The organism is Bradyrhizobium sp. AS23.2, assembly GCF_001908185.1.
Taxonomy (GTDB): Bacteria; Pseudomonadota; Alphaproteobacteria; order Rhizobiales; family Xanthobacteraceae; genus Bradyrhizobium.
Window position 1 is genome coordinate 1 of the sequence record NZ_LGHM01000283.1, and the last position, 7,041, is coordinate 7,041.

Genomic DNA, 7,041 nt, shown 5'->3' on the forward strand with positions numbered 1-7,041 from the left:
CCGTCCAAAAGAATCCGGACGTGATCTTCAACTCACCGCGCGGCGTCGTGATCGGCAACCGTGACGGCGATGTGAATTTCGTCGAGTTCTTCGACTACAATTGCCCCTACTGCAAACACGCGATGGTCGACATGCTGTCGCTGATGAAGTCGGATTCGAAGCTGCGCGTCGTGCTGAAGGAATTCCCGGTGCTTGGACCGGGCTCGGTAGAGGCCGCACAGGTCGCGGTTGCAGTCCGTATGCAGGACCCGACCGGCAAGAAGTATCTCGACTTCCATCAGAAGCTTCTGAGCGGCCGCGGACAGGTCGACAAGGCACGGGCCATGGCCGCAGCCAAGGAAGCCGGTCTTGACATGGCCAAGCTCGAAAAGGACCTCGCCAGTCCCGAGATCAATGCCACGCTCAACGAAAACTTCAAGCTTGCCGAGGAAATGGGTCTAAATGGCACGCCAAGCTACGTGATCGGCAAGGACGTTGTCGTCGGCGCTGTCGGCGCGGCCGGGCTCGCCAAGAAGATCTCAGAGGCCCGTTGCGGAAAGGCAACCTGCTAGCCCACGCCATGATTGCGGAGCGCGCGAAATGACGGACACCGAAAGCCGCCCAGACCGATCCGTGGCGGGGAAGGAAATGGCCTTGCGCGGTGGCGATCAGGATCAGGAGAATTGCGGCGATAGTTACGCGCACGCCAACCATTGCGAACGGTGGAATCGTGGGGATCGCCACCTTGATCAGCGTGAAAGGCAGCGTTCGCCGCTTCAACGATGCGTTTGTCGCAACTTATAAGCGGCCACCGTCGTCATTCTGCCGTCGGCGATAGACGTCGCGATGATACGAGCGACGTTGTGGCGCCAGATCAGCCGATCTGTTTCTCGCCGTGCCGCTCCGACAGCGTGAAGATCTCGACGCCCGTGGCGGTCACGCCGACCGAGTGCTCGAACTGCGCCGACAGCGAGCGGTCGCGGGTCACCGCGGTCCAGCCGTCAGAGAGGATCTTCACATGCGGCTTGCCGAGATTGATCATCGGCTCGATGGTGAAGAACATGCCGGGCTTGAGCTGCACGCCTTCGCCGGGCCGGCCGATATGGATGATGTTCGGCTCGTCGTGAAACATGCGCCCGAGGCCGTGGCCGCAGAAATCGCGCACCACGCTCATGCCTTGCGGCTCGACGAAGCTCTGGATGGCGTGGCCGATGTCGCCGGTGGTGGCGCCCGGCTTCACGGCGGCGATGCCGCGCATCATCGCCTCATACGTCACCTCGATCAGTCGCTCGGCCTTGCGGGCAATCGGACCGACCGCGTACATCCGGCTGGAATCGCCGTACCAGCCGTCGACGATGAAGGTGACGTCGATGTTGACGATGTCACCTTCCTTGAGCGGACGGTCGCCGGGCATGCCGTGGCAGACCACGTGGTTGAGCGAGGTGCAGGTCGAATAGCGATAGCCGCGGTACATCAGCGTCGCCGGAAAGGCGCCATGGCTGAAAGCGAACTCGCGGACGAACTCGTCGATGCGCGAGGTCGGCACGCCCGCCTGGACGATGTCGGTGAGCTCGTCCAGGCACTTCGCCACCAGTGCCCCCGCCTTGCGCATGCCGGCAAAGGCGCTCGGCCCATGCAGCTTGATCTGGCCGGTCTTGCGCAGGGAGGTATCGGAGGCTTCGACGTAGCTCATGCGTGTCAGGTCTTTACGGGCTCGATGGTCAGCGGAACAGCTTGATTTCGTGTCTTAATCTAATGATCGCGGGCCTTCATGCAAGCCAAGCCTGTCTGCCTTGCGCCCGAAAGCGGGCCTAATTCGGGACTTCCACGACGGTTTCCACGGGCAGGGCGCCGCCGCGGATGCGGATTTCGCGGACCGGGTAGGGAACCCGGATGCCCTCCTGCTTGAAGGCGTCCCACAGCGCCAGCATGACGTCGCTCTTGACGCGGTCCATGCCGTCCGGGTCCCCGATCCAGAAGGTCAGCGAGAACTTCATCCCGGCCTCCGCGAACTCGGTCAGGATGCTGTTCGGCGGCTTGGCCTGCTGCGCGCGGGGATGGGCGGCGGCAGTCTCGGCGGCGAGCTTGCAGACCAGCCGCGGGTCGGCGTCGTAATTGGTGCCGAAGGCGATCTTCACCAGCGTGTTCTTGTCGGTATAGGTCCAGTTGACGACCTTCTGCGTCACCAGATCCTCGTTCGGGACCAGGAATTCGCGGCCGTCGCCGGCGGCGACGGAAATATAGCGCGTCTTCATCGCGCTGATGCGCCCGGTATTGTCACCGATGGTGACGAGGTCGCCGGGCTTCACCGACTTGTCGGCGAGCAGGATGATCCCTGAGATGAAATTCGCCACGATCTTCTGTAGGCCGATACCGATACCGACGCCGACCGCGCCGGAGAACACCGCGAGAGCCGAGAGGTCGATGCCGACCGCGCCGAGCGCGATCACGACCGCGACCGCGAGCAGGCCAATGCGGATGATCTTGACCAGCAGCACCTGCACCGACGGCGTCAGGTCGGTGGTCGAGTTGATCCGGCTCTCGGCGAAATTGCTTGCGATGTTGGTGAGCCACAGCGCGATGATCAGCAGCGCGCCGGCCTTGATCACCAGCAGCGGGGTCAGCCGCAAGCCGCCGAGCACGATGGCGAAGGAGTCGAGCAGGTCGACCGTCGCATCGAGCTCGCCGAGGATGGAAAGTGCCGCGACGAACCACGCCGAGATCGACACCAGCCTGACGATGAAGGCGTTGTTCAGCACCGAGGTCACGAGCCGGATCGCGAGCCAGGCCAGTCCCAGCTTGGCGGCGACCATCAGCAGATAGCTGCGGCTCGGCCAGGTCATGTGGTACATCACCACGCGATCGATGATGACGAGCAGGGTGAACACCGCCGTCGAGGCGCTGGAGACCATCACGCGCGCGAAGTGCCGGAGCGGCAGCGGCCAGCGCATCGCCAGCGACGTCATGTCGATGCGGCTGCGAATGCCGGCCTCCGCGGCATAGGCGATGCCGGCCGCGGCCAGGATCAGGCCGAATTGCAGGTAGAACCAGGGTGAGGAGATCTCCGCCCCGACGCTGCGCGCGGTGGTCTGCACGAACTCCATGAAGTCCTTGAGGTCCATGTCCATCGGGGAGGTCTCGTCGGGAAGGTTTGATTCAAGGGAGCCGCAGAATCCCACAAAGGGACCGGCCCGGCCATCGATACACCGGCATGTGATGCGCGTTAAGGCGGCAAAATACGGGCAGATTGCCGCGAGTGAGAGAAAATGGGTTGGCGCGCCGTTGTGGCGACGATAAGGATGCATGAGCACACGATTTCGAGATGGGCAAGTCCGTTGGTTGCGGCACACCTCACCTCTCCCGGCAGCGGGATGAGGGGGGCCCCGGCCGGTGGGTCCCTGAACCTAATTCTCGTCGATCACCTGGAGTAACCCGCAGCACCGTATGGCTTCCCTCGACTCTTTCAGCCTCGCCATATTGCTCGGCGCCGTCCTGGTGATGGCCGGTATCCTGTCGAGCCTGCTTGCGCTGCGCTTCGGCGCACCCCTGCTGCTCGTCTTCCTTCTCATCGGCATGCTCGCCGGCGATTCCGGTCCCGGGCAGCTCCAATTCAGCGACGTCGGCACCACCTATCTGGTCGGCTCGGTGGCGCTGGCCCTGATCCTGTTCGACGGCGGCCTGAAGACGCGTTTTGCCAGCATCCGCACCGTGCTCGCGCCCTCCCTCGTGCTTGCGACCGCCGGCGTACTCCTCACCGCGCTGGTCACGGCGCCATTCGCGAAATTTGCGCTGGACCTCAACTGGGCGGAGTCGCTGCTGGTCGGCGCCGTGGTGGCCTCCACCGATGCGGCGGCCGTGTTCCTGCTGGTGCATACCCAGGGCCTACGTCTGCGCCCGCGTGTCGGCGCGACGCTGGAGGCGGAGTCCGGCACTAACGATCCCTTCGCGATCTTCCTCACGCTCATGCTGGTTGAATACATCTCGCTGGGCTCGAGCACGCCCGGTCATGTTCTGATGGAGTTCGTTCAGGAGGCGGTGCTGGGCGCCGTCGTCGGCGTGATTGGGGGGACGTCTCGTCGTCCTCGCGCTCAACCAGGTGGCGCTGCCGCAGGGCCTGCATGCGCCGTTCGTGACCACCGGCGCGCTCGTAATCTTCGGCGGCTCGCAGATCATGCACGCGTCCGGCTTCCTCGCGGTCTATCTCGCCGGCATCATCATCGGCAACCGGCCGACGCGCGCGCACAATTCGGTGGTGACCTTCCTCGATGCCGCGACCTGGCTGGCGCAGATCGTGATGTTCGTGCTGCTCGGCCTCCTGGTTTCGCCGAGCCGGCTCGTCTCCAGCGTGCTGCCGGCGGTCGCCATCTCGCTCGTGCTGATGCTGGTCGCTCGGCCGCTCGCGGTGTTCATGTGTCTGGCGCCGTTCCGTTTCAACTGGCGCGAGAAGATATTCATCGCCTGGACCGGCCTGCGCGGCGCGGTCGCGATCTTCCTGGCGTCGATCCCGATGCTGGTTGGCCTGTCGAAAGCCTATCTCTATTTCGACGTCGCCTTCGTCGTCGTCATCATTTCGCTCTTGCTGCAAGGCTGGACGCTGGCACCGGCCGCGCGCAAGCTGCATGTGGCGCTGCCGCGCACCGAGCGCGGCCCGCGTCGCGTCGAGCTCGATCTTCCCGGCCAGCTCGAGCAGCAGCTCGTCGGGTACTCGGTGCGGCCCAAGAGCCTGTATTTCCGCCGCGGCCTGATTCCGTCCTGGTCCAAGCCGACGCTGGTGATCCGCAACGAGAACATCCTGACGCCCACCGAAGCCGATCCGATCGCGCCCGGCGACTACATCTATCTGTTGGCGCCGCCGGAAAAGGCCGAGTCACTCGACCGCTTCTTCGTCGACATGCAGCCGGGCTCGGCGCCGGATCCGCACCTGCTCGGCGACTTCATGGTCTCAGGCGAGCACACGCTTGCCGAGCTCGCCGAGATCTACGGCGTGAAGGTCGGTGAGGACGAGAGCAAGCTGACCCTCGCCGACTATTTCGACGTCCATCTCGACCGCGCGCCGAAAGAAGGCGCCGAGCTCGCGCTTGACACGATCGTGCTCGTCGCGCGCTCGATCTCCGGCGGTCGCGTCAACGTCGTCGGTCTCCGTCTCCCGGAGGAGGACGAGACGCCCGCGCCGCTGACCCGCAGGCAAGCGCTGCGCCGTAAGCTCGCGGATTTGTGGACGTCGGTGGCGGGGGTTTAGTCTTTCCGTCGTCCTGGCAAGAGCCAACAGGACGGAACGAGCTATAGGCTCGTCATTGCTTCGGTTCGCTCGCAATGACGAAGGCAAGACGTTCGGTCTACACCCGCACCGGGCCCAGCGTCTCGAAATGCCCGCGCTTCTGCAGCCAGGTCAGCAGCATCAGGCTGGGGATCGCGACCAGCACGCAGATCGCGAAGAACAGCGGCCAGCCGGTCGCCTTGGCGACATAGCCCGCAACGGACGAGAGATAGGTGCGGCCCACGGCGGCAAGCGCGGTGAGCAGCGCGTATTGCGTCGCCGTGTGCAGCGGGTTCTTGCACAGCGCGGAGAGATAGGCGACGAAGATCACGGTACCGATGGCGCTGGTGAAGTTCTCGCAGGTAATGGCGAAGGCGAGCGCCCATTGGCTGGTGCCGACGAAGGCCAGCCAGGAAAAGGAGAGGTTGGCGAGCGCCTGCACCACGCCCCCGATCCAGAGGCTGGTCGCAAGCGAGTAGCGCCGCGCGAGGAAGCCGCCGGCAAAGCCGCCGATGAGAGTTGCCGCCAGGCCGACGCCCTTCACGATCGCGGCGTAGTCGTTGCGGGAAAAGCCAAGGTCGATCACGAACGGTGCGGTCATCGTGCCGGAGAAGGCGTCGGTGAATTTGAACAGCACGACGAAGGCGAGCGCGGCGAGCGCGTCTTTCCGCGACAGGAATTCGGAGAAGGCGCCGATCGCCGCACGCAGCACGCGCGCGAACGCCGTCTGGGTTTGCGTCGCAGCTTCAGCCCGCACCGATTGCTCGGGCTCGGTCGCGACCAGAGCCGTGACCGTCCCGATCAGCACCATCGCCGCCATCACCACATAGCCCCACATCCAGGCGGACGGCTTCGGAATGCCGGTACTTTCGAAGCCGGAGACGATGAACAGCGCGCCCGCGGTCGAGACCAGCATGCCGATGCGATAGGCCGCCACATAGGCCGCCATGCCGGCGGCCTGCTCGCTCTCGGGCAGGCTCTCGACGCGGAAGGCGTCGACCACGATGTCCTGCGTCGACGATGTCGTCGCCACCAGCAGCGCGCCAAGCGCGACGTAGAACGGCGAGCGTGCGGGATCGGTCATCGCCAGCAGCAGGATCGCGACGATCAGCAGCAGCTGCGAGAACACCAGCCAGCCGCGCCGCCGCCCGAACGCCCGCGTGAACAGCGGTACATGCAGTGCATCCACCAGCGGCGCCCACAGGAATTTCAGCGTGTAGGGCGTGCCGACCAGCGCAAACAGCCCGATCGTGCCGAGATCGACGCCGGCCTCGCGCATCCACACCAGGAGCGTCGAGCCCGACAGCGCCAGTGGCAGCCCGGACGAGAAGCCGAGGAACAGCACGATCAGCACCCGCGGCTGCAGGTAAACAGCAAGGCTGTCGCGCCAGGAGGTCGCAGGGGCGTCAGAGCCGGCGGGGGAGGTCGCGTCGGGTGCGGTCATGGGGAGGTGTTAGCAGATTCTGGCTGAAAAGACTCGCGGGGCAGCCAGTGAAGCGGAAGCTCCCAACACCCTCTCGGTGTCATCGTCCGCGAAGGCGGGCGATCCAGTACTCACCTGCGTCTCGGTTCAATCGCCACCGCTGCGGCGTACTGGATACCCCGCCTTCGCGGGGGCTGACAGCGTCATTGTGGCCCGGCTATCCCGGGATAGAGATCATCCCAATTCGGGTTGTGTTTCTCGATCAATCGGACCTTCCAGGCCCTGTTCCACTTCTTGAGCCGCTTCTCTCGCTGGATCGCATTCTCGGGGTCATCGAACTGCTCGAAGTAGACCAGCCTTGCGACGTCGTACTTCTCTGTGA

The 7,041-nt window shown here is 64.7% G+C and carries 5 protein-coding genes and 1 pseudogene; 2 read left to right on the top strand and 4 right to left on the bottom strand.

Features of this window, described 5'->3' with window-relative positions:
* Nucleotides 1-551: DsbA family protein (locus AC630_RS41090; RefSeq protein WP_074124070.1), on the top strand; the 551-nt coding region annotated here is incomplete at its 5' end.
* Between the two features lie 302 nt (nt 552-853).
* Here AC630_RS41090 and map read toward each other — a convergent pair.
* Both map and AC630_RS41100 read right to left on the bottom strand, forming a co-directional pair.
* Nucleotides 854-1,672, bottom strand: a complete 819-nt coding sequence (gene map, locus AC630_RS41095) for a type I methionyl aminopeptidase (RefSeq protein ID WP_074124072.1) — start codon at nt 1,670-1,672, stop codon at nt 854-856.
* 118 nt (nt 1,673-1,790) lie between these two features.
* Nucleotides 1,791-3,107 carry a mechanosensitive ion channel family protein gene (locus AC630_RS41100; RefSeq protein ID WP_074124074.1) on the bottom strand — a complete coding sequence of 439 codons (1,317 nt, stop codon included), beginning with the start codon at nt 3,105-3,107 and terminating at the stop codon, nt 1,791-1,793.
* 316 nt (nt 3,108-3,423) lie between these two features.
* On the opposite strand from AC630_RS41100, the pseudogene AC630_RS41105 reads away from it, so the two are divergent.
* Nucleotides 3,424-5,218, top strand: a pseudogene (locus AC630_RS41105) (potassium/proton antiporter).
* A 97-nt stretch (nt 5,219-5,315) separates the two neighbouring features.
* Here the strand turns inward: AC630_RS41105 and AC630_RS41110 are convergent.
* Together AC630_RS41110 and AC630_RS47605 are read right to left on the bottom strand one after the other, a co-directional pair.
* A complete protein-coding gene (locus tag AC630_RS41110; protein ID WP_074124075.1) occupies nt 5,316-6,680 on the bottom strand; it encodes an AmpG family muropeptide MFS transporter in 1,365 nt (454 codons plus the stop codon).
* 182 nt (nt 6,681-6,862) lie between these two features.
* Nucleotides 6,863-7,041, bottom strand: a 179-nt coding sequence (locus AC630_RS47605) for a GIY-YIG nuclease family protein (protein ID WP_502691595.1), incomplete at its 5' end; no start/stop codon positions are given.

Excerpts from the sequence above, each read along its gene's own strand:
- AC630_RS41100 (WP_074124074.1), bottom strand. The coding sequence starts at position 3,107 with ATGGACATGGACCTCAAGGACTTCATGGAGTTCGTGCAGACCACCGCG.
- map (WP_074124072.1), bottom strand. The coding sequence starts at position 1,672 with ATGAGCTACGTCGAAGCCTCCGATACCTCCCTGCGCAAGACCGGCCAG.
- AC630_RS41110 (WP_074124075.1), bottom strand. The coding sequence starts at position 6,680 with ATGACCGCACCCGACGCGACCTCCCCCGCCGGCTCTGACGCCCCTGCG.